The following is a 25,785-nucleotide window of genomic DNA, read 5'->3' on the forward strand; positions in this document are numbered from 1 at the left end:
TCAGCCTCACTTTGGCACAGTAGCCAATTACAGCACAATGATCTTCTCTAAATATTGCGGCGCATTGTGCCAGCGTTTTCCGCATTACCTCCGCCTTTGGATAAAGGTATCTCCAATTCATCGGGCGGGGTTAAGTTTAATAATTGATACAAGCGGGTTAAATGACGACGATAAAGATGGTCAAAATCACTGACACTGCCTGCGGGATTGTAATCGCCAAACCACCAAAACCAATCCGACCCCTCACACACAGCTAACTGTTGGGTTGCTGCTTGCAAGGCAGATGCGTCCAGAGCACCCGCATCGACTTGTTTATCATAGGCTTGCTTAGCATGAACCAATAAATCCCAACCGCGGTTTTTATCCGGGTCGCCCATCCAAGTCGAAAAAGAACCATAAACCCAGCTACCGGCTTTGAGAATGGGTAAATGGCGCGCTTTAGCCCCATTCGCGAGCGCACTTGAGAAGGTTGTTAACTCCACTTGCGGATGCTTCGCCAGTTCGGCATACAGTTGGGTTAAGAAATCTTGGGCATTGTTTGGATAGTACTCCCATGCGTTCTCACCATCCAAAATCACACTGACCACATGCTCGCTGGCCTGAGCGCCTAAAAAATTGGCTATGTTAGCCATATGTTGGGCAAAATCTTGTGCGGCATCCTGCGCCTGCCAATCTTTATATTGAAAACCGATAAAATCCGACAAGCCATCATCACGAAAGAAAATTTTGCAGTTTTTAGAGCCTTGCTGCATCGGCTGGTAGAGTGCTCTTTTGCACGCTAGATCATGCGGATTAATTTGCGAACGCTCACATGAGTGACGCCACACCCCTTCGCCCGAAGCCGTCCAAGCAAAGTCCATTTCATCCAATAAACCAACAGCGGCTTCGCTAACCGCTCCTTCAGATAACCACACGCCTTTGGGTTGATGGCCAAAATGCGATTCAAACACCTTTAAGCCATGTTCAAGATGCCACTTGGCACGCGCATACCCATCGGGATAATGACTAGCTTGCGGCTTAGGCGCATCCGGCATCGCCTCTTCTAAGCTTTTAAAATCAATTAATAATGGCACAATGGGGTGACCATAGGGTGTCATGGATAGCTCAATTTGACCTTTTTCCCACAAGGATTTATAACGTGGGATGATACCGGCAATGGCTTCATATATAACATCGATTAAATCGGCTTGATCACGTTGATCATAGCCCCGTTCTTTTGCCATTAAACTCTTCACACGGGCATCGCTATCTCGCAAACTCGCACCCATCCAAGCCAAGTGATACCAAACTAATAAATCACGAAAATACCCGTCATTAAGATAGGCCATTTTTTCTCGGTAAATCGGCGAGTCTTCCGTTAGTCCCTCGAGCAAATGCAACAAACGCGCAAACGCAGGCAAGGTATCAATCATCGTCGGTGCATAAGCGCGCCTGCAAGCGCGTACAAGCTCAAGCCGACCATTAACACCCGAGGGAATAGGTTTTGCCCCTGCCAGCAAATTTAACATGCAATCTTGCATAAGATGCTGGCCATCACGCCAGTACCTTAACTGTTCGGCATAATCATCTAGCTGCTCTAATAAAACTGGCGCAAAATTAACCACAACCCGTGCCGCTGGATTAGCCTCCAGCAACGCCGCCATATCCGTGTAATCCTTAATGGCATGCAAATAAACCCAGGGCAACCGATATTGCCCATCAAGTCCATCACGATAATGTGGTTGGTGCATGTGCCAACATAACACCACCTTTATTTTGGGCAAGTCACTCACCTTATAACCCTCACGTTGCCTGCACTAACGGGTGAAATGCAGGGTTTGTCCTAACATTTTTGGCGTCACCAACACCAAACCTTTTTCATCCACATAAAAACGTTTCGCATCCTCAACAGGATCTTCGCCAATAACCGTGCCTTCCGGAATATAGCAACCTTTGTCAATAATGGCATTTTGGATTCGGCAATTACGACCGACTTCTACGCGCGGCAACAAAACCGAATCTTTAATCATGGTATAGCTGTGTAAAAAACAACCACTGGAAATAACAGAGCGCTTGACCTTAGCACCTGACAAAATACAACCCGCAGAAATCATTGAGTCAATTGCTTGCCCTCGGCGACCCTCATCATCAAAGGCAAATTTTGCCGGTGGCATTTGTGCCTGATAGGTCCATATCGGCCAATCGCGATTATATAAATTCAGTTCTGGCGTAATGGAACACAAATCTAAACTGGCTTGCCAATAAGACTCAAGGGTTCCAACATCACGCCAATAGGCTGGCTCATCTTTATCATCAACAAACGGATAAGCTTGTACGTTATATTCATTGATAATTGATGGAATAATGTCCTTACCAAAATCATTTGAAGAGTTGGGATTGTCATGGTCTTCGATGAGCTTTTGAAATAAAAATTCCGTCGAAAAGATATAAATACCCATCGATGCCAGCGCCTTTTCTGGCTTGCCTGGCATCGCCTCTGGATTTGCTGGCTTTTCAGTGAACTTGGTAATTTTAAAATCTTTATTGACCGACATCACGCCAAAACCCGTGGCCTCCATGCGCGGCACCTCGATACAACCAATGGTCACATCCGCACCAGATTGGGCATGGGTATAGAGCATTTTGGAATAATCCATCGAGTAAATATGATCGCCACCTAACACCATCACATACTCAGGCGTATGACGTCTTACAATGTCTAAGTTCTGATAAAGCGCATCGGCGGTTCCTTTGTACCATTCCTTATCAATACGTTGTTGAGCCGGTAAGAGTTCAACAAACTCACCGACTTCATAGCGCATAAAGCTCCACGCGCGCTGCACATGGCGAATCAAAGAGTGCGACTTATATTGGGTTAACACGCCAATTTTACGAATCCCAGAATTAACACAATTCGACAAAACAAAATCGATAATCCGATACTTACCGCCAAATGGCACCGCCGGTTTTGCGCGCCATTCTGTAAGGTTTTTAAGACGACTTCCTTCGCCTCCAGCTAACACCAACGCCAGCGTTTTGCGAGTCAAATCGTTACTGCTTTTTGTTTCTATATAATTTTTCATAGTATCCTCGTGCGATGTCACAGTATTGCTTAATTGTTATAGATAGGTTGGCTGATCATGGAGTTGATGGCTGGCATAGTTGCGGGCACCCAGCAAGCCTAAATCCAGTGCTTTAACAAGATGCAAGGCACAATTCTCAACAATCGGCTGCATGCGACCTTTTTGCTGTAAGCGTGTTAAAAACGCTGGCACTTCCATCCATCTTACAAGTTTTGGTGCCATGCCACCAGCGATATATATGCCGCCAAAAGCCGGCCAACATAATGCCATATTACCAATAAATTGACCGTAATAACCCCAAAAAAGCCTGATGGCCTCAATTGCAATGTTATCACCCGTATCCGCTAAACTTGCAATAGTCGGTGCTGAAGGTCCATGCGCTGACGCAAAGGCCGATTGCTGGGATAAAAACTGATAAATAGCCACCAACCCATCTCCGGACACTAAACGCTCAAATGAGACATGAGTCCAAGATTGCATTAACCAGGCCTGCAACTGGCTATCTTGTTTGGTAATCGGCGCAAAATCGATGTGACCAGCTTCCGTCGCCACCACCGATAACTCTGTTCCATAACCACGCAATAACGCGACCCCTAATCCCGTACCCGCGCCTACTAAAAGTCGCAAGTCATTAGTCTGATGAGACAAGGGTGAATAAATAATCTGACTGTCTTTACTGGTCAGCGAATCCAATGCATAAGCCGCAATCGTAAAATCATTAAGCAGTGCAACCTGTGCCTGAAGAAATCGCTTTTGAAGAGTGGCTTCTGAAATAAACCAATTAAGATTTGTAAACTGAACCTGCCCCGCTTTGACCGGACCTGCTGCGCCAATCACCACGGCTTGAAAGTTTGTGGCATTCGCTGAGGCAACCACCTGATCGAGCAAGGCATCAAATGTCTCATATGCCTCACTTGCGTAGCGCTGATCTGACACACACAACCAGTCCTGTTTGTCATCTTGACCCGCTGGAAACCGGTCACGCTGCCAAATTTGAAAGCGACTATTCGTGCCGCCAATATCCGCTATCAAAATGGTTTGTTGCATAAATAAGCCCTCTATTTCAAGCAATCGGGCTTACAAGAAATGCCCGATTAGTTGTGATTAAATGCGAGATCTAAGCCTTCACAAATCAGATGGTTCACCAGAGTATGGGCCTCTTGAATACGTGCTGTTGTAGTCGAATCAACACAAATTGCGAAATCCGCTTGCCCTGCTAACGGATTCGGTCCCTGGCCGGTTAAGGCAAAAGTAACCAAACCTTGCTGCTTCGCTTGTTGTAGTGCTTGCAACACATTGACGCTGTGGCCGGATGTTGAAATAGCGACCAGCATATCACCCGCTTGTCCCAATGCGGCTATTTGGCGTGAAAACACCGAAGCGAAATCAAAATCATTGGAGTGCGCGGTTAACAATGAAGTATCTGTTGTTAATGCTATTGAAGCTAACGGGCGACGATTAACCACATAACGCACCATCAACTCGGCGGACATATGCTGGGCTTCTGCCGCACTGCCACCGTTGCCACACCATAACACCTTGTGACCGCTATTAAGTGCGTGAATCATCGCATCGGTCACCGCACCCACTGTCGCCGACTGGCTAAACACCGATGCTATCGCCTGCTGATGCGCGCGCTCAACACTGGCAAAATCAACCATGTTCCGCCCCTTTAATTCGCGTCACGATATCGCTAGTGGAAAAGCCGTCCCAAAAGGATAACACCTCAACTTGACCACCACGTGCAAATACACACTTCGCGCCGGCAATCTGCTCCGGACTATAATCGCCACCTTTAACTAACACATCCGGCTGTAAGGCACAGATCAGTCGCTCCGGCGTATCCTCTTCAAAAGGTACTACCCAATCCACACAACTGAGTGCCGCTAACAGTTCCATGCGACTGGCTAACGGCACAACAGGACGAGCTGGCCCCTTTAAACGTGCCACTGACGCATCGCTGTTAACCGCAACAATTAGGCGATCACCCAATTTCGCCGCTTCATTTAAGTAGCGCACATGACCAGAATGCAAAATATCAAAACAGCCATTGGTAATAACCACACGCTCGCCCTGCGCTTGTGCCGCTTGAATTAAGGCGATTAAATCCGCTTCCGAAGGGGACACATAGCCCTGGTGACGATGACGCAACTGAAGATAATCATCGAGTTCGGCGCGGCTTACTGATGAAGTACCCACTTTGCGCACTACAACGCTCGCTGCAGCATTGGCTAAATACACCGCTTTAGTCCAGGCTAGTCCCGCTGCCATCGCAGTAGCCAACGTTGCCATCACCGTATCACCGGCACCAGTCACATCAAACACGTCTTGAGCTTCAGACGATAATAAATAGGGATTCGCTTGATGACTGATTAACGCCATACCATGCTCGGAACGGGTCACTAACAGTGCTTGCAAATCCAACTGCGCCACTAAGTCTTGCGCTTTTGCAATGAGGGACTGATCATCGTGGCAGGCTCCAACAATTAACTCAAACTCACTTTGATTGGGCTTAATCAGCGTGGCACCGCGATAGCGCTCAAAATCCAGTCCTTTCGGATCAACTAAAACCGGAATGTTTAAAGCACGAGCGGCGCCAATCATCTGCGCCACCTCAACTAAGGCACCCTTGGCATAATCGGAAATAACCAACAAGTCGAATCCAGCGAGTTTTACAGCAACCAACTTGGCTAAAGCTTGCGCAGAATCGGTCGGCACAGGTTGCTCAAAATCCATGCGAATCAGTTGTTGATGGTGACTCAGCACGCGAAGTTTGCAAATCGTGCCACTTTGGCAATAGACCCAATCAGCGGCCACATGATGTTCTGCCAACACCTGTTGCAACTGTTCACCAGAGCGATCTTGGCCAACAATCCCTAGCAAATGCACCTGCGCACCTAAGGTAGCAATATTCAAAGCCACGTTAGCGGCACCACCGGCACGGTATTCATCAGCGCTCACCTTCACCACCGGCACCGGCGCCTCAGGTGAAATTCGACCGGCTTTACCCGTCCAATATTGATCTAACATTACATCGCCAACGACTAACACCTTGGCATTGGAAAAATTCTCAGTCATAGATATTCAAAGTTTTACCGAATAGCAGAAGCACTAGAACCGCTACAGTCCGCATGGATGAAAATATGGTCTAAGCCAGTAGGATTCTGGCTGTCAACATTTAGCCTTTAATTTAATTAGAATTCTAGCAGGATTCCTCAGTAGAAAAACTAAATAATGCACCCAAGAAGCACTTAATCCCACTATAATGTGAGAGGGTCACTTCTATTTTTGTTAGGTAAATCATATGAAAAACCGTTTTTTATCACACGCGAAAGCGACGCTTTTACTCCTCCCATTAACTTTTGCCATTACCTTAGCGCCTCAAGCGGTTAAGGCCGATGAAGTAGGAGGTGCCTTATGGCGAGGAGCAACCTACGCAACCATTGCCGCAGTGGCTTACACAAACCCTTTCAACGCCGACTCTTTCCGCTTCACAACGGGCGCTTATCCCGACCATGATGCCATTCAATTTGAAGCCAACTTGCGCTACGATCTAACCGAAACCAAACACTTATTCCGAGCAGTGACCATAACCCCCTTTCTTGATGTGAGTTATTCAGCCTGGCAGTTTAGCAAAGATGGCCTCAATTTAACCAATAAAGGCAACGTTCTTGGCATAGCACCGGGCGCCCGCATTGAGTGGCCAACGTTTTTGTATGTGCTTGACTTTATCGATGTTCGCGCGGGTGTGAGTATTTTGGCCCCAACACAACTTGAAAACAAAGACGATACTGTTCGTGATTTCGGTGGTAACTTCACCTTCTCTGAACAGTTTGCGATGGGTGGCTATTTTTCTGAGCAAAAACGCTGGGAATGGCAGGTAGGTATCCAGCATCATTCAAATCACAATATATATGAACAAAACAATGGCATAGAGTTTTACAATATTACAATCGGTTATAATTATTAACTCATATTTATGCGAAATCTAGCCCAATGGAGCCGATGTAAACTCTATGTCACAACCTAGTCACCTAACCATTGCTAAACAGGTTTTTGAAATTGAAGCGCAAGCCATCGAAAACCTTATTCTTCAGCTTGATGAACAATTTGAACTGAGTGTCGATGCGATTTTGCAATCCACCGGTCGCGTGGTTATTTGCGGCATGGGTAAATCGGGTTTGATTGGTAAAAAAATCATGGCAACCCTAGCCAGTACCGGTACGCCTTGTTTTTTCATGCACCCAGGTGAAGCCTTTCATGGTGACCTAGGCATGGTCTCGCCTGAAGATGTGTTTATTGCTTTATCCAATTCTGGTGAAACCGAAGAGGTGATTCGACTACTGCCTTTTCTAAAAGATAATGGCAACATCATTATTGCCATGACCGGGCGACCCGATTCGACCCTAGCTAAAAACTCTAATCACCATCTCAACATTGCGGTACCCAAAGAAGCTTGCCCTCTGCAATTAGCGCCGACCTCCTCCACAACAGCTACACTCGTTATGGGCGATGCATTAGCCATCGCACTCATGCAAGCTCGTGACTTCAAACCCCACGATTTCGCCCGATTCCATCCAGGTGGTAGTTTGGGTCGCAAGCTTCTCACCAAAGTGAAACATGAAATGCGTACCGGCCCACTGCCCATTGTTGCAGCTGATGCCAATATGAAAGAGGTTATTCACACTATAAGTGATGGCCGTCTGGGCTTATGTATTGTGGGTGAAGCAGAAGGCATTATTACCGATGGTGATTTAAGACGCCACCTTGATCAAGACGCCGCCGCGCTTATGACCAAAAAAGCGGCTGATATTATGACACCTCAGCCAAAAACTATTGAGGCCAATGCCAAGCTCTCCCAAGCAGAAGAACTGATGAATCAAGTGAAAATTGCATCACTCCTCGTCACGGAAGCAGACAAGTTGGTCGGCGTTATCCAAATTTATGACCTCAACCGTTAACCGGCCGCCTAAGCCTGCCAGTCAGCAGGCCTGGTTAGGCCGTTTTGCATTATCAATCTATCGTGCATTGCTCTATCTAGCCTTACCACTTGTTGCCGTGGCGGCTTGGCGGCGCTGTCGCAAAGTGCGGCATCCGCAACTCATTGCCAAACTCAGTCCGAAAGCCTGCTGGCTAGCGCGGTTTGGCGTTACCCCAGCACAGCTACCAACTGGCGGAATATGGGTTCACGCGGTATCGGTCGGTGAAACCCGGTCGATTTTTCCGTTGCTTGAACACCTGCATCAACAACATCCAGACTTACCCATCACCCTAACCAGTGGCTCTACCCAAGGTGCCGTCCAAGCGCTGCAATTCTGCCCAGTACCGATTTATCACCAAATGATTCCTTATGACTACCCTTTTGCCGTCAACAAGTTTCTTAAACGCTTGCGACCCAAATTGGTGTTGATGGTTGAAACAGAAATTTGGCCCAACCTCTACCACGCCTGCACCCAACAACAAATCCCTCTCATGTTAATCAATGCACGCCTAAAAGCGGGCTCTTTTGAGGCCTATCAACGCTGGGCAAAGCCTTTGATGCAACAGGCCTTGCAACATCCACAGCTGATTGGCGCTCAATTTGATACCGATCGCGAACGCTTTATTGCCCTTGGTGCGCCAGAGCAACGGGTAAAAACCCTGGGCAATTTAAAGTTTGATATTCAAGTCCCTGACCAGATTCAGCAGGACGCTCAGCTATGGCGCCAACAGCTAGCGCACCCCGAGCGCTTTGTTTGGGTTGCCGCCAGCACCCATTCCGATGAAGAAGCCTTAATGATTAAAGCGCATCAGCAACTGCTAAAAACCCATCCTGACGCGCTATTAATTTTAGTACCCCGCCACGCGGATCGATTTGGCGAAGTAGCCGAATTACTGGCATCTTATCCACAACAACTCAGCTGGCAAAAACGCAGTCAAAATCAAGACAGTCCTCCAGACGGTTCCATCTATCTCGCCGATACCATGGGCGAATTGTTACTCTGGTTTGCGGTTTCTAATGCGGCGTTTATTGGCGGTAGCATGGTGAACTTTGGCGGCCATAATATTCTCGAACCCGCCGCCTTAGCTAAACCGGTATTATCCGGCACCCATTACCAAAACCTCACCTCACTCTATGACAGCTTTATCGCCGACCAGGGTTTACAGGTTTGTGCCACACCCGAAGCACTTGCTCAAACCCTGAGCCAATTAGCCGATAATCCCGATCAACAAACACGCTGGGGTCAACAAGCCCTGCAAGCACTGCATAATCAAACCGGCTCACTGGCCAAACACTATCACGAAATACGCCGTTTTTTATCGTAAAAGCTTATTTACAAGTCAATAAATAATAAGTAAAATAACGTATTATTTATTGACTTGTAACACATGATAAAAACGCACTCACAACAGGGGCTTATTTTAAGTCTTATCGTATTTTGGTTATTTTTGATCAGCTTGATTCTGTTGCTAAACCTACGCCCAACAACGGCGCAACTCACTTGGCAAGCGCAAAACAAACAAATCGTCCATTTAGCCTGGACCCGAGAACAACTTTGGCAATTTAGTCAACAAACCCCACAACTCTACGCTACCGACACCAATGGACGGTTTTACGATGCTAATCGTATCCCTAGCCCCGGCTACTTCCCCTGCCCAGACACCAACAACAATGGCCAAAGCAACGCGCCCTGCGGCCAAGGTCAAGCGATTGCAATAGGTCGCTTACCCAAAAACATAGCAACACGCAGTATTAACTTTACGCCCTACCATATACCTGAGTTTAGCCTAGGCTATGCCGTAGATAGTCGCTATGTTATCCAGAACTCTGATTATCATAATCCGCCTATTCAACGATTTGCACCACTCAATGTCATCTATCCGGGTGAAGCCGGGCTCCAAAATTTACAAGGGCAACCCAGTGTCGCCTTGCTATTTATTATTCCCGCTGATGAAGACTTTAACCAAGAAATTTGGCATCAGGCTGTTCAGCAATCACCGCAGCATCCAGACAGACAAGCCTTTAACGATCGGTTTCCGTTACAACAGGCTTTAACACTGGAACAATGGCAAGACCGGATGCAGAGTCAAGTCGCATCTTTTTCTGCCACACTGTGTGAGCTAGCGCCAGATCAACCCCATTGGTTTAATGCCTGCACCAATCCGCAACAACCCACTCCCAACTGTCCAAACCAGCAACCGGCTAACCCAACTGGGAGTGATTGGCGGGCGCTATTATGTTGAAAAAAACCCACAATACGAAGCAAGGGGGGTTAAGTCTGCTTGACCTCATTATCGCGATCGGGCTCACTGGCCTCATCATTCAACTAGGTTGGCAACTAGGCAATCAATACCAACGCCAGCAAGGCCTTGCTAAGTCCGAGACACAACTTAATATGGCTATGAATGCCTTAGAACACCATTTAATTAGAATGGCTTACCTACCCTGTCCTGATACAACCGGAGATGGATTAGAAAACCGTCATAACAGTGGACGCTGCATCGCCAACCATGGCCGCTGGCCATTTTTAACCCTAATGACCACTAGCGCTACAGATGGATTTGGCCAACCGATTTATTATGCGGTTCATCAATGGGCAACCAGCGACACTTCAGCACGTAATCATCGCTACGCCTGCGCTAGCGCAAGCTTATTTGCATTCCAAGGCTCAATTAACAACAGCTTTTATCAAAACCCAACGGGTGCTTTGTTTTGCACTCAAGCCCAATGCGGTCATACGGAACCAGCGGGATATGACCCTTTGGTCCATGATGACCAGCCCTGGTGCCAATCAATAAAACTGATGCGTGACACTCCGCCTTACTTTAATCGCCTAACCCCGCCATTAGGAACTAGTAGCGCGCTAAGCGGCAGTTTACGCGTCTGCGCAAATAACCCGAATGCATGTCGTTCCAACACTCCTCGTAGCCAACATGCCGGCAATCAAGTGGTCGCTGTCTTAATCAGCTTTGGTGCTAATGGGCATACGGCTTGGCATGATTGTGCTCAGCTGAACGAACGTGAGCAGATGAACTGTAACTACAACGGGTATTTTCAACAAGACCCACTCAGTCGGGATTTTGACGACCAATTACGCTGGCTAACCATTCATCGCATTAAGGACTTACTTCATGATCAAATTGACTGGCATCAAACTGCAGCGAACTAACAGAACTGCAAAACAACGCGGTATCAGCTTAATCGAAATGACCGTGGTACTCGCTATCATCGGATTACTGCTACTGAGTTTATGGCCAATGCTGCAACAATTACAAAATCGCCATCAAGCCTTACACCATGAACGCAGTCTAAACCTGGCGCAAGACCACCTACTATTTCATTTGCGCCAGCAGGGATTTTTGCCCTGCCCCAGTGTTACCCCTAGCAGTACTGAGGCACGTGAGTTTGATGGCCGATGTCAACTTCAACTGGGCTATGTACCCTCATGGCAACTTGGTTTGCCCAGCGATCTGGCCATTTGGTATGCCGTGCCCGCAAGCACTAAACACAGCCAGCATCAATTCAACGCGACCAGCTCTGCGAGTTTTTGGAACAACCAGCCCTGCTACGACCAGCCACAGCATCACTGCTTCAAGATGTCAACGCCAACCAATCCGCTGGATAGCCAGGAGGGCTATCGAATTCAGCAAGGTCAAAATCAAATGAGCCAGGGACAAATTATTTGGCTGGCTTATCCCGCTGCTAAACACTGTGATCTTGTGGATTGGTCGGCGCGCCAGACCTGCTTAATTACCCAAAATACCATTACCCTGCCTGAAAAAACCAACCTAAGCTGGCGCAGTCTTCACCCCATGCAGTTACTTCAAGCGGCGGGGCATTTATCGCTTAGTCACCTAGCTAATTAAACCAAAGAACAACCCGGTCCAAACCAAGGTGCCAACACTCATCACATAAAACAGCATCGGCATCAAGGTATAGCGGATAATTTGACCCTCTTTACCGACCAAGTTCACCACTGAAGCAGCAGCGACCACATTCACTACACAAATCATATTACCGGCATTCGCACCGAGCATTTGCAAGGCTAAAATCCAGTGGGTCGGCAAGCCAGTGGCGAGCGCGGTGGATTCTTGAAATTGGGCAAACATCATATTGGAAAAGGTCGCCGATCCCGCGATAAAGCTACCAAGTGCACCGACAAAGGGCGCGGCAAGCGGCCAGTTACCCTCAAACGTCTCAGCCGCCAGCGCCGCCAATTCCATTGGCATCGACAACAACTCCGATTCATTCACGCCAGAATTTAAGAAAATCCGTACCATTGGCACCGATGCGCCCAGCGCGATAATGGTCGGCAACATCACTTTGGCCGAGCGCCCCCACGCAAGACCTGCTTGTTTTAGCGGCACTTTATGCAAAGCCAAGGTCACCAGCGCCACCAAAATAAACAATGCGCCGGGCAAATAAAATGGGACTAATTTTGCAGATATCTCAGTCGCGAGAATGCTATTAAACTCAACACTAAATCCATTCAACCAAGCTTTAAACGGCAAAAAGTCCAATCGACTTAATACCAATATCAATGCTATTAACACATAGGGCAACCAGGCCTGGTATAACGATAAACCATGCTCTTTAGGCGGTTCGACCGCTAGACAAGATAAAGCGGGGGACTTTTCACAGCCTTCAATTTTCACCAAGCCAGGTGGTTGCTCATGAAGGACATTTGCAGAAAGTTCCGAATGATCAGCTTTAAATAACCACACATCCTTCGGGGTTAAAAACCTCTTTTTGGCCGCGGTGACGGTAATTACCAGGCCTACTAAACCGCCAAGGATTGCTGGAAATTCCGGACCAAAGGTTTTCGCTACTAATAATGCCGACAAGGTATATGAAAAACCACCAAGTAGTGCGAACTTCCATGCCCCCAAACCTTCGCGCCAGCTTTTATTTTCGCCAAAAAACCGCGTTAAAATCAGCACCATAATCAGCGGTAAAAAACTGGCGACAAACAGATCGATGGTGCTGGCAGTAACCGCTATCTGCATAATGTCTTCGTAACTCGGATCACTCAAACCCTGCCCGATGCCAACAATCACCGGCGTACCGACCGCACCATAAGACACCGCGCCACTATCGGCAATCAAAGCCAACACCACCGCCGCCATCGCGGGGAAACCCAGCGCCAGCAACAAGGGGGCGACAATCGCCGCCGGAGTGCCAAACCCGCTCGCCCCTTCTAAAAAAGCGACAAACAACCAACCGACAATGACCGTTTGCACACGGCGGTCCGGCGAAATTTGCGTAAAACCATTGCGAATAGCTTCAACCGCCCCGCTGACTTTCAGTGTATTCAGCAGTACAATCGCGCCAAACACAATAATCAGAATCGACGCAGAGATAACCCAGCCTTCCAAAACCGAGGCGACAATTTGAACCCCCGGCACTTGCCATGCCCACCATGCCAGGCCTGCAACCAATACCAAACTCAAACTCATCGCACGACTTGCTGGCATTCGCAAGATCACTAGAAAAAGTAAAACCGCAAGAACAGGCATTGCCGCCGTTAAGGCCTGCAAAAATGTCATAATCACCTTACCAAGATATGGACGTAGGTTGGATTATAGCAAATTAGCCTACGCCCACTAGGCATTGACAGACTCATTCAGCGCGGTATAATTCACGGTTTTTTCAAATCTGCCAAATCCGTGAGGGCAAAACTATGTCAGTTTCAGAACAGCCGATTGTTGGGGTTATTATGGGGTCAAAAAGCGATTGGCCGACCATGCAATACGCCGTTGATATGCTGACCCAATTTAATGTGCCGCATGAGGTGAAAGTCGTGTCGGCACACCGCACTCCGGATTTGATGTTTGAATACGCGCAAACCGCTGAAGCACGCGGTTTACAAGTGATTATTGCCGGCGCAGGCGGCGCGGCGCACCTGCCGGGCATGGTGGCCGCCAAAACCCTGGTGCCCGTTTTAGGTGTACCAGTGAAGTCACGCGCTTTGAATGGTCAGGATTCTTTGCTCTCGATCGTGCAAATGCCGGGTGGCATTCCGGTGGGTACCTTGGCGATTGGCGATGCCGGTGCCAAAAACGCGGGAATTTTGGCGGCGCAAATCGTTGGCAATCACAATCCAGCCGTGCGTGACGCGGTGCGTGCTTGGCGTCAAGCGCAAACCGATGATGTGTTGGCGAATCCTGACCCGCAAAACTAACTCAATGAGCACGATCAGCTGCCATATCGGAATCCTCGGCGCAGGCCAATTAGGCCGCATGCTGGCCATGGCTGGCTATCCGCTAGGGCATAAGTTTGGCTTTTATGGCCTCAGCCATGATGAGCCGGCGTCGATGCTGGGGCATATGCACACCCCTACGCAAGAAAACACCGATGACACCTCAAACCTCGACGATCTCGTCAGCTTCGCGGATGTGATCACCTTTGAAAGTGAAAACACCTCGGTCGAACTGGTCAAACAGATCAGCCAAATCACCCCAGTCTATCCCAGTGCGACATCACTATATTATGCGCAAGATCGTGGCCGCGAAAAGGCCTTGTTTAACCAACTCGCCATTCCCTGCGCACCCTATGCACTGGTCAATAACCTCACCGACCTAGAAGCGGCGGTTAACACCATTGGCTTGCCCGCGGTGCTCAAAACCACCACCGAGGGCTATGATGGCAAAGGCCAGTTTGTGATTAAACAACCGGAACAACTCTACCAGGCCTGGTTGTCGATTGGCGAGCGCCCAGCTATTTTAGAAGGCTTTGTTAACTTCAAACGCGAACTATCGATTATTGCGGTGCGCAATGCCAATAACGAACATGTCTATTATTCGCTGGTCGAAAACCAACACCGTGACGGCATTTTGCGTTTAACCCTCGCGCCTGCGCAACAGATTGACCCCGCGATTCAACAACAAGCCGAGCGTTATATGCAAGCGCTGCTGGACAAGATGGGTCATGTCGGTGTGCTGACGCTGGAACTCTTTGAAACCGAAGCAGGTTTGGTGGCGAATGAAATGGCGCCGCGGGTGCATAACTCCGGGCACTGGACGATGGAAGGCGCGCAAACCTCACAGTTTGAAAACCATATTCGCGCAATTAGCGGCTTGCCGCTCGGCTCGACTGCCGCACGTCAGCCTTTTGCGGCGATGGTCAATATTATCGGTGAACATGGCGATATCCAAGCCGCGCTTAAACTACCGAATGTACATGTGCATCTATATGACAAGGCCGAGCGTGCGGGTCGCAAACTCGGCCATATCAATGTATTAGCCAACAGCCAAGCTGAGCTCAACCAGACCCTCGAACAGCTCCAGGCCTGGTTGTCTTAAATCTTACTCGTTTTGCTAAGCTTTCCACTTAATCGAACAGCCCATTGATGGGATTTGTTCCAGCGGGCCTTGGCCGGTTTGAGCGACTTGCTTCATGGCTTCAAACAAGTCACGACGCACATGGGCATCAGCCGCTTGCTTACGCGATTCATCCAAGCGTCCGCGATATTGCAGTTGCAAATCGGCGTTATAGCCGAAAAAATCCGGTGTGCACACCGCGCCATAGGCTTTGGCCACCGCCTGGGTTTCATCCAACACATACGGAAAAGGAAACTGCCATTTTTCGGCCACCGCTTGCATATTCTCAAACGAGTCCTCTTCGTATTCATTCGGGTCGTTTGACATAATCGCAATCGTGTTAATGCCCAAAGCTTTTAGTTCGGCACAATCACGCACCAAACGGTCTTGAATCGCTTTCACATAGGGGCAATGATTGCAGATGAAGGCAATTAGCAAGCCCTGCTCGCCACGAGCTTTGTCCAGCGTCCAAATCTGACCATCGACGCCAGGCAATTCAAAATCAATCGCCGCTTGCCCAAAATCACACACCGGGGTTGTTAAACTCACCATAACCACTCCTTTAACTTATAAACTCAAATAATTACTAACGTTTCAGCTCTGGGCTAAACCGATACTGGGCAGACACGCCGGTCAAGGCATTTAACTGCTCAGCAAGGTCGTCATAACCGGCATCCGATAAAAACTGACCACTGACAACATTCAACTGCACCAAGGGCTCACTCCCCCATTTCACACTAACCCGCTCCAATCGCACCGGTACCGACTCCATCATCAACTCAACGCCTTGAATATGATTAATTAAGCGACTTTGCTGGCCCATTTGCCAAAACGAAAAGGCCAGCGGAATGGTAATCAAACCCACAATCACCGCCGATACGCCAAAACCTTTTTTAGCGCGCGCAAAACTTGTGTAACCCATCACCCAAAACGTAATCGCAGCCGCCGCTGCAATCTCAAACAAGTTGTTAATAAACAGTAAAAACGAGCCATAAATCACCTGCCAATCCACCCAGCCTAAGCCAATTCCAGTCACGGCTAACGGCGGCACCAACGCCACCCTCAAATCTAATAGGGTTGGATTCAAGCGCCCAGCAATTTCATGGGTAACATGGTGAATTCCCACTGCCCAGCTCGCCACCATCGCACTTAATAGCGCTAAAACTGGGCCAATCAACAGGGTTTTAGACGAGCTCAGGGTTAAACTCGACTCACTCCGCGCCAACCCCATGGCTAAAGAGACAATTGGCGCCATTAGCGGCGCTAAAATCATCGCGCCAATCACCACCGAGGTCGAATTAGCCATCAAACCAAAGGTGGCTAACAAGGTCGATAAAATCATCAAGGTGACATAGGGCGATGTCGTCAATGCACTTTGCCGCAATTCGATAAAAACATGTCGGTAGTCTTCTTCGTGCGCTTGGTCAAACAAGGGCAACGGCTTATTTGCTTTTAGCTTAGCATCCTCATCACGCGCCAAGCCTTGCGCCTTAAACACTTCTTTATTGGCTTTCGGGGTCATATCGTTATCACGAATCAACCGCCCCGGTATCATCAATACTTGCTGCGGATGCACCTCAAAACGAATGTCTGCCGCTTGGCGCGGTTGATCATCCAGGACATAATCAACCGGATTTGCGATAGTAATACTCAGTCTTTTGGCCGCGCCATCGCGCGCTCAATACTGTCACTCACCACTTGATCAATTTGCACATCTGAAATCATCGCCACCATTCCTTTTAGGTGCTACCTAATCGCCCATTATAGACTTTATGCAATCAATGTGCGTTTTCTAACGCATCGGGTTATTGAATTTGCAGTAGGGCTTTTTTCTGTGCGATAATTGAAAATTAATTTTGCGCCGATTTGATGATCAGCTTGCGGGCGCGTTAATAAGTACGGCTAAAGCGAGGAGTTTTCCCGCCTCTTTCCGTACCTCACTTTTGATATTTTAGAATTGCGAGGTTGCACATGACTACCACTGTTTTTACATCTGAATCCGTTTCTGAAGGCCATCCTGATAAGATCGCCGACCAAATTTCCGACGCCATGCTTGATGCGATTATGCAACAAGACCCGCGCGCGCGCGTTGCCTGCGAAACCTTTGTTAAAACCGGCATGGTACTCATCGGTGGCGAAATCACTACCAGCGCATGGGTTGACCAAGAAGAACTGGTGCGTAAAGTCGTTAAGGAGATCGGTTATGACAGCGCTGATTTAGGCTTTGATGGCGACACCTGTGCGGTTCTGACCGCGATTGGTAAACAATCGGCTGAAATCGCGATGGGCGTGGATGAATATGACGACCACGAACAAGGCGCGGGCGACCAAGGTTTAATGTTTGGTTATGCCTCAAACGAAACTGACGTATTAATGCCTGCGCCGATTTATTACGCGCACCGTTTAATGGAGCGCCAAGCGCAAGTACGTAAATCCGGTGAATTACCTTGGTTGCGCCCGGATGCCAAAAGCCAAGTGACGCTACGTTATGAAAACGGCCAGCCAGTTGGCATTGACGCGGTGGTGTTATCGACCCAACATGGCCCCGAGATCGAAAATGCCGCGCTACGCGAAGCGGTGATGGAATTAATTATTAAGCCGATCCTGCCAACCGAATGGCTGCATAAAGACACCCAATATCACATTAACCCAACCGGCCGTTTTGTGATCGGCGGCCCGGTCGGTGATGCGGGCTTGACAGGGCGTAAAATTATTGTCGATACCTACGGCGGAATGGCGCGTCACGGCGGTGGTGCGTTCTCTGGCAAAGACCCATCAAAAGTAGATCGTTCTGCCGCTTATGCCGGACGCTATGTGGCGAAAAACATCGTCGCAGCAGGCCTGGCAGATAAGTGTGAAATTCAAGTATCTTATGCGATCGGGGTGGCCGAGCCGACCTCCATTAGCCTGGACACCTTTGGCACCGAAAAAATCGCGGTCGAAAAAATCGAGCAGCTGGTGCGTCAACACTTTGACCTGCGGCCAAAAGGGCTGATTGCGATGCTGGATTTGTATCGCCCGATTTATCAAAAAACCGCGGCCTATGGCCACTTTGGTCGTGAATTGCCCGAGTTTACCTGGGAAAAAACCGACAAAGCCGCCGCTTTGCGCGCCGATGCCGGTTTATAGCAGTAATCAAATGCCAGCGTTGCGTAACCTTATGCTCCAGCGACGCCTCTTTTTTCGCAGAAAAAAGCCGAAGGAGTCGGGGCATAAGGTGAAAGCAGCGAGCTTGCAACAACTTACAAAACAGGACGTGAGTCATGAAATCACAACAACAATACCCGCAGGGTTTTAGCCTTGAGTGCTTCCCGCCGCGCACCGCCGAAGGCAGTGAAAAACTTAATCAAGTGATTGATGATTTAAGTGTGTTAAATCCGGAATATATTTCGGTGACCTATGGCGCAGGCGGCACCACCCAAGAAAAAACCCTGGAGACAGTCACGCATATCCAGCAAAGCACTCGCCTTGATGCCGTACCCCACCTTACCTGCATTGGCGCCACCAAAGATTCGATACGCGCCCTGCTAAAAATCTATCAAGACCTCGGTATTAAACGCATTGTCGCGCTGCGTGGCGATATGCCGTCCGGCATGATGGATCCGGGCGAGTTTAAATATGCTGCCGATTTGGTCGCGTTTATTCGTCAAGAAACCGGCAATCAGTTTATCCTCGAAGTCGCCGCCTATCCGGAAACCCATCCGCAAGCGCGTAATTGCGACCAGGGGATTAAACACTTTAAACACAAGGTTGACCAGGGCGCGGATGCTGCAATTACACAGTATTTCTTTAATGCCGACAGCTATTTCTATTTTATCGATTCTTGCGAAAAAGCCGGCATCGACCTACCCATCGTGCCGGGCATTATGCCGATTACCAACTATGAGCAATTGATTCGCTTCTCACTGATGTGTGGTGCCGAAGTACCGCGTTGGTTAAAATGTCGCTTGGAAAGCTTTGATGAAGATACCGCCAGCTTACGAGCCTTTGGTCAGGAGTACGTCACCCGACTTTGTCAGCGTTTACTCGACAACGGTGCACCAGGTCTGCATTTCTACAGCATGAACAAAACCCAGCCCACGCTGGACATCGTGCGCGATCTTAACTGGCGCAACGATAACTTGCAGATGTAAACGAGTTAATTACCCGTGCGTATTCCTCGTTTTTATTTGCCCGCCGACTATCAACCAGGCCTGGTGGTGGCGCTCAACAAAGAGCAAAGCCACTATGCTCTGACGGTGTTGCGGTTAAAAAATGGTCATCAGCTCCAGGTATTTGATGGCCAAGGCCAACAAGCCGAAGCGCAACTGCAAGTGATCAATCGACGCGAAGCGCAAGTTCAACTAGGCGAACAGATCACCAGGCCTGGTTGCGAGTCCCCGCTCAATACCCTATTACTTCAAGGCATTTCGCGCGGCGAGCGCATGGATTATAGTTTGCAAAAAGCGGTAGAACTCGGTGTAACCGCGATTCAGCCGGTATTTACCGAACGCTGCGAAGTCCGTCTTGATGAAGAAAAAGCTGAAAAGCGCCGTCAGCAATGGCAAGCCCTTGTGATCAGCGCCTGTGAGCAATCTGGCCGCTGCGTGGTGCCGGAGGTCAAATCGCTCGTCACTTTAAACGACTGGTTAGCTGAAAACCCACAGCAACCAGGCCTGGTGCTCGACCCTTACAGCCGTCAAACCCTCAATACACTTGCGGCACCTGATGTCAGCCAGGTCTTGGCGATACTGATTGGCCCCGAAGGCGGTCTAAGCGAACAAGAAGTCGCCCAAGCTCAAACTCAGGGATTCCAAGGTATTCGGCTCGGCCCACGCATCCTGCGCACCGAAACCGCCGCCCCAGTTATCCTCAGCCTATTGCAAGGCCGCTGGGGCGATTTAAGTTAAAAACATTACCTTAGTTGATGACAACAGGGCGATCTTCAGCCGCTCTAAAAGCGCGTGCCGAACCTCTTAATGACACATCCAGCACCAGCGTTTGCTCCTCGCCAAAGCCTCGGAAACCGACCTTCATGACCCGCCCTGCCATCAATTGCATCATCACATCATCACCAATATTGCCCATGACACGACAACCATCAGCCAAGCAGGTGCTAAATGGCAGTCCAATTTCTTCGTTTTCATCAATCCTAAGCACAATGCCCGCTAACAAATCCATCCCGAGCGGGAAGGTCATGGTCAAACGAGCTTGCCTGTCCGCATAGAACACCATCGCTTCAAGGAGTCGCATAGTTTGATCCCCTTGCGCTAGGTCTAAAGCCTGCACCGCTCGACAGGATTTATCTCCCTGCTCGGTACACACCACCTGCCAATCACCAAAGGTGTTTGCCAAGGACCAGGCACTACCCTGCGCCGGAACCGCCAAGTCAGCAGATGGCTCAACCGCCGCAACATTGACCGCATTCAACATAAGCCCACTTAACAATAACGCATAAAACTTACTCACGAAAAATACTCCCTAAATTTAACGCCAAAAAGATAATTTTACTATTTTACCCGAGCTTAATCATGCCAAACATAGCCAACACCATGAACCGTTTCAAAAGGCACTGACTGACCCGTAGCTTGCTCAATTTTGTGGCGAATTCGATAAACAGCAGAGTCCAGCGCTTTTGAATCATAGTTAATAGGGTCTTGGTTCATTGCCATAATCAATGCTGAACGTGTAACCAATTGACCAAATTCAGCGATCATTAACTCGACCATCATCGCTTCTCTAGCCGTAAGCTGAATCACTAACTGATCAGGCGAATATAGACGCTTCCGTTTGATATACCAGCTAGAGCTTGCATTTTCAGCACGGACCGATGGATTGGACGACGCTGTTTGAGTGATCTTGCGCTCGAACTGCTCCAAAATAGCCAAAAGTTCATCAAAATCAATAGGCTTTGATAAATAGTAATTGACATCGCGGTTAAAGGCCGCCACTCTGTCCTGCACCTCACCCAGCGCACTCATAACGAGCATAAATCCATCATGATGCTTTTTAATCCGCGCGATATCTTTTAGCGCATCCCCTTCGGGTAACAACCGATCCAATAAAACAGCATCATATACTTGGTTTGAAAGTGCCAGTAAACTATCATTTAAATTATTACAGACGGTTACATGATATTGACGCTTTATTAAAAACCGCTCTAGTTGGTAGGCTAAATCAATTTCATCTTCTATCAATAACAGCCGCATACGGAGAATCCTTGTTTGCTCACACTACTTCATAATCCTGGTGTCAAAAATCTACTGAAAAGTATACCCCTGCTTCTAAAGGCTTTGTTGATCTTTTTTGCTTTCACGCTAAACGGCGTGGAGGCTCAGGATCATTGCCCAATAACCCTTGCGCTTGACCCCAGTAGCAGAATGCTTATCGATGCGCCAAGCGACCTTGATTTTCCCGACATCTTGACAACTAACTTTACCGTTCCCTACAAAAACCAATCGCTCGGTTTAATCAAAGAGGCTATATGGATAAAAACGCCGTTAAACCTAGATAGGGACTGTGAATCACTGCAATGGAGCCTAGTGTTTGGCACTGCTTTTCACGACTTTATTGACCTATACATTGTAGATGGTGACCAATTATTAGCGCATTATGCGCTTGGTGATCGCCGCGCCACCCACCCAATACTTGGCCCGCAGCGAAAACCCACCATTCCATTAGCTGCTTATATTAACCAAGACACATCCAACAAACCATTAACCCTATATATTCGGATTGCCTCGCAGAATGCCTTAATCGCCGACCTAAGCCTGATGACTGATCAAGCCATTAGTGATGATGAACAACCGATTTTAATTTTATCCGCGTTTATTGCGGCGACGCTCTTTCTGCTCGGTGTACTAAGCCTGATTCTATTGGGGATGACCTTAAAAATTGCGCTTACGTATTATTTTATAATGTTGGTTAGCTATAGTTTTGTCTTGGCCGCTGTTTATGGCTGGCTAAATCTAACCCCCATCAATAGTGATCCTTGGCTTACCATCGCACAAGCCACTATTGCGTTAAGTTTTTTATTACTATCTAACACCGTGCTCAAGTTGGATAATTTGTTCACAAAAACCTACCGCAGCCTTCTAATACTAAACAGCCTAAACTTTGTTTTTGCGTGCTACAGTGCTTTTATTGATGAACTTCAATTGGCCATTTTATTCAGCCATCTTTTAGGCAGTTTCACCATATTCATGATTATGCTACTAAGCATACGCCTGTTTAAAACCAACACTATTGCCCGCCTTTATATGCTGATTTTTGGATTTATGGCATTGTCTCTAATCCTACGAACGGCTTTTTTGCATGGATTACTGCCTGGCAATTTTATAACCAATCACTTATTTGCATTAGTAGGCATTATTCAGCTTACATTATTGTTTTTTACAACACTCAGTTATTATTTTTTAGAATTCAAACAGCTAGTCACTCAAAAACAACAGCTTATATTTGAACAAGAACAGATCACCCAACGAAAACTATTTTTAAGATTGTTAGCACATGAACTGATGACGCCCTTAGCTATCAGCGATGCAGCCGCGCGTAATTTAATCGACGATATAGAACTCGAATGTAAAAGCGAGAGCAATCAAAAACTACGTAATCAATTATTAAACGATATAACCATCCAGCGACGTGCCCTAAAAAGGATGCAAGAACTTGTGCAACAATGCTTGGTGAGTCAGCAAGATATCAATCGGTTTAGCGACGGGGAAACGTCCTTGAAACTGATCTTAACCTCAGTAGAGCATGAGGTTAAAGCTATGGACATTGATAACCGTGTCATTTTAAACACTGCGGTGCCTTTAGCCAAGCAACCGCAATTGATTATTAAAGGCGATCATCAACCGCTATTGTTCGCCATGAAGTTAATTCTTAACAACGCCCTTAAATACTCACCTGAACAACAAAAAGTTGAGCTAGCAATCACTTTGGAGCCACTGACTTTATTAGCTGAAAAAGCATCGCAACAGCTGATTATTGAGGCTCGCGATTACGGCATTGGCTTTGATCACTCATACGATACACCCAAACCGTTTAAACGAGGAAATAACACGGGCAATACCTCTGGCTTAGGCATAGGTCTGCATATCGCCCAAGATATTGTGTCAGGTTATCATGGCCAACTTATTATCGAACGAATGGATCAAGGCAGCCGCGTTCGCTTAATGGTGCCTGTTTATTTATCTAATGACTTTACCACTGAGGCAGAGACGGAATAATTTGATATAATTGACGCTTTTAAACAATGAAAGAATGCATTGACTATGCCACAAGACTATCGCGTTCCGCATCTTACAACGGCGCTAAAAGGCCCGTTACTAGAATTAGAAGCGCATCTATTAAACCATTCTCATGCTATAGAAGCATGGTTTAGACAAGAATTTCGTGACACCCCAGCGCCTTTTTATGCGTCCGTTGACCTGCGTAATGCGGGTTATAAGTTGGCACCCGTTGATACAAATTTATTTCCAGCGGGTTTTAATAATCTGCATCCCGATTTACGACCATTGGCGGTGCAAGCCGCACAACACGCGATTACTCAAGCCTGCCCGGTTACTGATGGCGTATTGATCATTCCAGAAAACCACACACGTAACACCTTTTATCTAGAAAACCTTTATACCCTGAAAGACATTATTGAAAGTGCCGGTTATGAGGTTCGGATAGGTTCAATTAATCCAGAAGTCACTGAAGCACAAACCATTGACTTACCATCGGGTAATAGTTTGGTGTTAGAGCCACTGGCTCGTGAAGGTAATCGGGTGGGTGTGACCGGTTTCTTCCCCTGTGCGGTCTTGTTAAACAATGACTTGTCTGCCGGGCGCCCGGCCATTTTAGAAGGCATTGAACAGGTGCTGATGCCGCCGTTAGATTTAGGCTGGTCCAGCCGCTACAAAACTCACCACTTTCAACATTATGCCAATGTTGCCAAGCGCCTCGCGGAGCTGGTCGATATTGATCCCTGGTTAATTACCCCAGAGTCCATGCAGTGCGGTGAAGTGGACTTTAAAAACCCAGACAGCCTTGAGCGGCTTGCCACCAAAGTTAATGAAGTGTTGGCAAAAACCGGCGACTACTACCATGAGCACGACATCGACTGCAAACCCTTCGTGATTGTAAAGTCAGATAGTGGTACCTATGGCATGGCGATTATGTCGGTGCAGTCCGCGGATGATATCCTCAAGCTCAATCGCAAACAGCGCAATAAAATGAGTTTTGCGAAGGAAGGGCTAACAGTGGATAAAATGTTGGTACAAGAAGGCGTTTACACCTTTGAAACGGTTGATGAAGCCGTCGCAGAACCGGTTGTGTATATGATTCACAATCATGTTATTGGTGGGTTTTATCGCATTCATACCGGCAAGACCGCTACAGATAACCTGAATTCGCCCGGCATGCATTTTGAACCCATGTCATTTCAGCTGTCAGGGGTTTTGCCGGATCAAACGCAGGGGCCTGATGCCGAACCCAATCGTTTCTATGCCTATGGCGTAATTGCACGCTTGGCGTTATTGGCCGCCGCTTACGAAATTAAGCACTCAAAAACTCAAAACCGCTAAGTAAAGCGAGCTTGCTGTTCGTCTTGTTGGCAATTCATTTCCGCTAACAAGGCGGTATTCCACAGCACAATCCACCAAATCAAATACAACCACAGTAAAAACAATGGCAATGCCGCCAAAGCACCATAGACTAAATCGTAGGTTGGAAAGGCTTGAATAAACCAAGCAAAACCCCGCTTCAATAATTCAAACTGAATGCTTGCCATAATGGCCACCAGGCCTGCTTGCTGCCAGGATATAAAGGCCGACGGCACCCATTTAAACACCATAAAAAACACCACAAACCCGACAATCAGCGGCACAAGTTTCAACCACTCCAACATCCAGACCGGTTCGTAATCATTGAGTTCTTGCCAGATCGGATAGGCCATTAAACTACTGCTTGCAAACAAGCCCGCGCCCAATAACAGCGGCCCTAGCAAACTAATCGCAAGGTATTTGCTAATAACCATCAACCAGCTACGCTCTCGGCGCACTTGCCAAAAACTATTCACCTTTTGATCAATGTGCCACAGCAGTAACAAAGTGGTCATCCACATTGCCATCAAGCCAGGCAAGGCTAAGCGACTGGCTTGTTGGGCAAAATTATTTAACGATTGGGCAACAACCGGTTGAGAATCCGGAATAAAGTGGGTGAACACCATATCGAGCACCAAGTTTTGCAAGGGTTCAAATAACGGCGACATCGAGAAAATACTGATCATAATGGCCAAAAGCGGCACTAGACTAACCAAAGACACATAGGCAAGAGATGCGACAAGGTCACCACCTTTGCAAATGACAAAGCGTTTGCCACTGGCAAAAAATAACGCCAGACCGGGTAGCCTGGCGATTTTAGTAACGATGGGCTTTAACAAGCATTTATCCCACCG

24 protein-coding genes are annotated in these 25,785 nt (G+C 47.9%); 13 read left to right on the forward strand and 11 right to left on the reverse strand.

Annotation, left to right across the window (positions count from 1 at the left end; translation table 11 throughout):
* Nucleotides 1-47: 47 nt before the first annotated feature.
* From THICY_RS06675 to hldE, 5 genes are all read right to left on the reverse strand, one after another.
* On the reverse strand, nt 48-1,730 hold the full coding sequence (locus tag THICY_RS06675) for a glycoside hydrolase family 57 protein (RefSeq protein WP_049778973.1): 1,683 nt from the start codon (nt 1,728-1,730) through the stop codon (nt 48-50).
* Nucleotides 1,731-1,796: 66 nt separating this feature from the next.
* Nucleotides 1,797-3,062, reverse strand: a complete 1,266-nt coding sequence (gene glgC / locus THICY_RS06680) for a glucose-1-phosphate adenylyltransferase (RefSeq protein WP_013835857.1) — start codon at nt 3,060-3,062, stop codon at nt 1,797-1,799.
* Nucleotides 3,063-3,098: 36 nt separating this feature from the next.
* Nucleotides 3,099-4,109 carry a glucokinase gene (locus tag THICY_RS06685; RefSeq protein ID WP_013835858.1) on the reverse strand — a complete coding sequence of 337 codons (1,011 nt, stop codon included), beginning with the start codon at nt 4,107-4,109 and terminating at the stop codon, nt 3,099-3,101.
* 47 nt (nt 4,110-4,156) lie between these two features.
* Nucleotides 4,157-4,723 (reverse strand): D-sedoheptulose-7-phosphate isomerase, encoded by a 567-nt coding sequence (locus tag THICY_RS06690; protein WP_013835859.1) that lies wholly within the window; start codon nt 4,721-4,723, stop codon nt 4,157-4,159.
* Nucleotides 4,716-6,140 (reverse strand): bifunctional D-glycero-beta-D-manno-heptose-7-phosphate kinase/D-glycero-beta-D-manno-heptose 1-phosphate adenylyltransferase HldE, encoded by a 1,425-nt coding sequence (gene hldE / locus THICY_RS06695; protein WP_013835860.1) that lies wholly within the window; start codon nt 6,138-6,140, stop codon nt 4,716-4,718. The genes THICY_RS06690 and hldE overlap by 8 nt, the downstream gene beginning before the upstream one ends.
* 226 nt (nt 6,141-6,366) lie before the next feature.
* On the opposite strand from hldE, the gene THICY_RS06700 reads away from it, so the two are divergent.
* From THICY_RS06700 to THICY_RS06725, 6 genes are all read left to right on the forward strand, one after another.
* Nucleotides 6,367-7,032, forward strand: a complete 666-nt coding sequence (locus THICY_RS06700) for an acyloxyacyl hydrolase (protein WP_013835861.1) — start codon at nt 6,367-6,369, stop codon at nt 7,030-7,032.
* A 46-nt stretch (nt 7,033-7,078) separates the two neighbouring features.
* Entirely contained in the window at nt 7,079-8,023 is a 945-nt protein-coding gene (locus tag THICY_RS06705; RefSeq protein WP_013835862.1) for a KpsF/GutQ family sugar-phosphate isomerase, read from the forward strand.
* Nucleotides 8,007-9,368: a 3-deoxy-D-manno-octulosonic acid transferase gene (locus THICY_RS06710; RefSeq protein ID WP_013835863.1), complete on the forward strand. Its 1,362-nt coding sequence runs from the start codon at nt 8,007-8,009 to the stop codon at nt 9,366-9,368. The genes THICY_RS06705 and THICY_RS06710 overlap by 17 nt, the downstream gene beginning before the upstream one ends.
* Nucleotides 9,369-9,431: 63 nt before the next feature.
* Nucleotides 9,432-10,286 (forward strand): hypothetical protein, encoded by an 855-nt coding sequence (locus THICY_RS06715; RefSeq protein ID WP_013835864.1) that lies wholly within the window; start codon nt 9,432-9,434, stop codon nt 10,284-10,286.
* On the forward strand, nt 10,280-11,212 hold the full coding sequence (locus tag THICY_RS06720; RefSeq protein WP_013835865.1) for a hypothetical protein: 933 nt from the start codon (nt 10,280-10,282) through the stop codon (nt 11,210-11,212). Before THICY_RS06715 ends, THICY_RS06720 begins: the two co-directional genes overlap by 7 nt.
* Nucleotides 11,175-11,909, forward strand: coding sequence for a type II secretion system protein (locus tag THICY_RS06725; RefSeq protein WP_013835866.1), 735 nt, complete (start codon nt 11,175-11,177; stop codon nt 11,907-11,909). The genes THICY_RS06720 and THICY_RS06725 overlap by 38 nt, the downstream gene beginning before the upstream one ends.
* On the opposite strand, the gene THICY_RS06730 is transcribed toward THICY_RS06725, so the two are convergent.
* Complete coding sequence (locus THICY_RS06730; RefSeq protein WP_013835867.1) at nt 11,898-13,589, reverse strand: L-lactate permease; 1,692 nt, start codon at nt 13,587-13,589, stop codon at nt 11,898-11,900. The two genes, THICY_RS06725 and THICY_RS06730, sit on opposite strands and share 12 nt — an antisense overlap.
* Nucleotides 13,590-13,723: 134 nt before the next feature.
* Here THICY_RS06730 and purE point away from each other — a divergent pair, with 134 nt between their 5' ends.
* Nucleotides 13,724-14,224, forward strand: a complete 501-nt coding sequence (purE, locus tag THICY_RS06735; RefSeq protein ID WP_013835868.1) for a 5-(carboxyamino)imidazole ribonucleotide mutase — start codon at nt 13,724-13,726, stop codon at nt 14,222-14,224.
* 4 nt (nt 14,225-14,228) lie between these two features.
* Nucleotides 14,229-15,344: a 5-(carboxyamino)imidazole ribonucleotide synthase gene (locus tag THICY_RS06740; protein WP_013835869.1), complete on the forward strand. Its 1,116-nt coding sequence runs from the start codon at nt 14,229-14,231 to the stop codon at nt 15,342-15,344.
* Nucleotides 15,345-15,359: 15 nt separating this feature from the next.
* Here the strand turns inward: THICY_RS06740 and THICY_RS06745 are convergent, their stop codons facing one another.
* Both THICY_RS06745 and THICY_RS06750 read right to left on the reverse strand, forming a co-directional pair.
* Nucleotides 15,360-15,914 (reverse strand): thioredoxin family protein, encoded by a 555-nt coding sequence (locus tag THICY_RS06745; protein ID WP_013835870.1) that lies wholly within the window; start codon nt 15,912-15,914, stop codon nt 15,360-15,362.
* Between the two features lie 34 nt (nt 15,915-15,948).
* Complete coding sequence (locus tag THICY_RS06750) at nt 15,949-16,938, reverse strand: DUF389 domain-containing protein (RefSeq protein WP_157862730.1); 990 nt, start codon at nt 16,936-16,938, stop codon at nt 15,949-15,951.
* Nucleotides 16,939-17,333: 395 nt separating this feature from the next.
* On the opposite strand from THICY_RS06750, the gene metK reads away from it, so the two are divergent.
* The 3 genes from metK to THICY_RS06765 all read left to right on the forward strand — a co-directional run bounded on the left by metK (nt 17,334) and on the right by THICY_RS06765 (nt 20,251).
* On the forward strand, nt 17,334-18,491 hold the full coding sequence (gene metK / locus THICY_RS06755) for a methionine adenosyltransferase (RefSeq protein ID WP_013835872.1): 1,158 nt from the start codon (nt 17,334-17,336) through the stop codon (nt 18,489-18,491).
* Nucleotides 18,492-18,625: 134 nt separating this feature from the next.
* On the forward strand, nt 18,626-19,495 hold the full coding sequence (metF, locus tag THICY_RS06760; RefSeq protein WP_013835873.1) for a methylenetetrahydrofolate reductase [NAD(P)H]: 870 nt from the start codon (nt 18,626-18,628) through the stop codon (nt 19,493-19,495).
* Between the two features lie 15 nt (nt 19,496-19,510).
* Complete coding sequence (locus THICY_RS06765; protein ID WP_013835874.1) at nt 19,511-20,251, forward strand: 16S rRNA (uracil(1498)-N(3))-methyltransferase; 741 nt, start codon at nt 19,511-19,513, stop codon at nt 20,249-20,251.
* A gap of 10 nt (nt 20,252-20,261) precedes the next feature.
* On the opposite strand, the gene THICY_RS08655 is transcribed toward THICY_RS06765, so the two are convergent.
* Both THICY_RS08655 and THICY_RS06775 read right to left on the reverse strand, forming a co-directional pair.
* Nucleotides 20,262-20,810 (reverse strand): invasion associated locus B family protein, encoded by a 549-nt coding sequence (locus THICY_RS08655; RefSeq protein WP_013835875.1) that lies wholly within the window; start codon nt 20,808-20,810, stop codon nt 20,262-20,264.
* A 56-nt stretch (nt 20,811-20,866) separates the two neighbouring features.
* Nucleotides 20,867-21,550 carry a response regulator transcription factor gene (locus tag THICY_RS06775; RefSeq protein ID WP_013835876.1) on the reverse strand — a complete coding sequence of 228 codons (684 nt, stop codon included), beginning with the start codon at nt 21,548-21,550 and terminating at the stop codon, nt 20,867-20,869.
* 87 nt (nt 21,551-21,637) lie between these two features.
* Here THICY_RS06775 and THICY_RS06780 point away from each other — a divergent pair, with 87 nt between their 5' ends.
* Nucleotides 21,638-23,572 (forward strand): sensor histidine kinase, encoded by a 1,935-nt coding sequence (locus tag THICY_RS06780; protein WP_157862731.1) that lies wholly within the window; start codon nt 21,638-21,640, stop codon nt 23,570-23,572.
* Nucleotides 23,573-23,617: 45 nt separating this feature from the next.
* The gene (gene gshA, locus THICY_RS06785) at nt 23,618-24,913 is read left to right on the forward strand and encodes a glutamate--cysteine ligase (protein WP_013835878.1); all 1,296 of its coding nucleotides are present in this window, start codon (nt 23,618-23,620) and stop codon (nt 24,911-24,913) included.
* Here gshA and THICY_RS06790 read toward each other — a convergent pair.
* Nucleotides 24,910-25,770, reverse strand: coding sequence for a YihY family inner membrane protein (locus THICY_RS06790; RefSeq protein WP_013835879.1), 861 nt, complete (start codon nt 25,768-25,770; stop codon nt 24,910-24,912). The two genes, gshA and THICY_RS06790, sit on opposite strands and share 4 nt — an antisense overlap.
* Between the last annotated feature and the right edge of the window lie 15 nt (nt 25,771-25,785).

Source organism: Thiomicrospira cyclica ALM1 (genome assembly GCF_000214825.1).
GTDB classification, from domain to species: Bacteria; Pseudomonadota; Gammaproteobacteria; order Thiomicrospirales; family Thiomicrospiraceae; genus Thiomicrospira; species Thiomicrospira cyclica.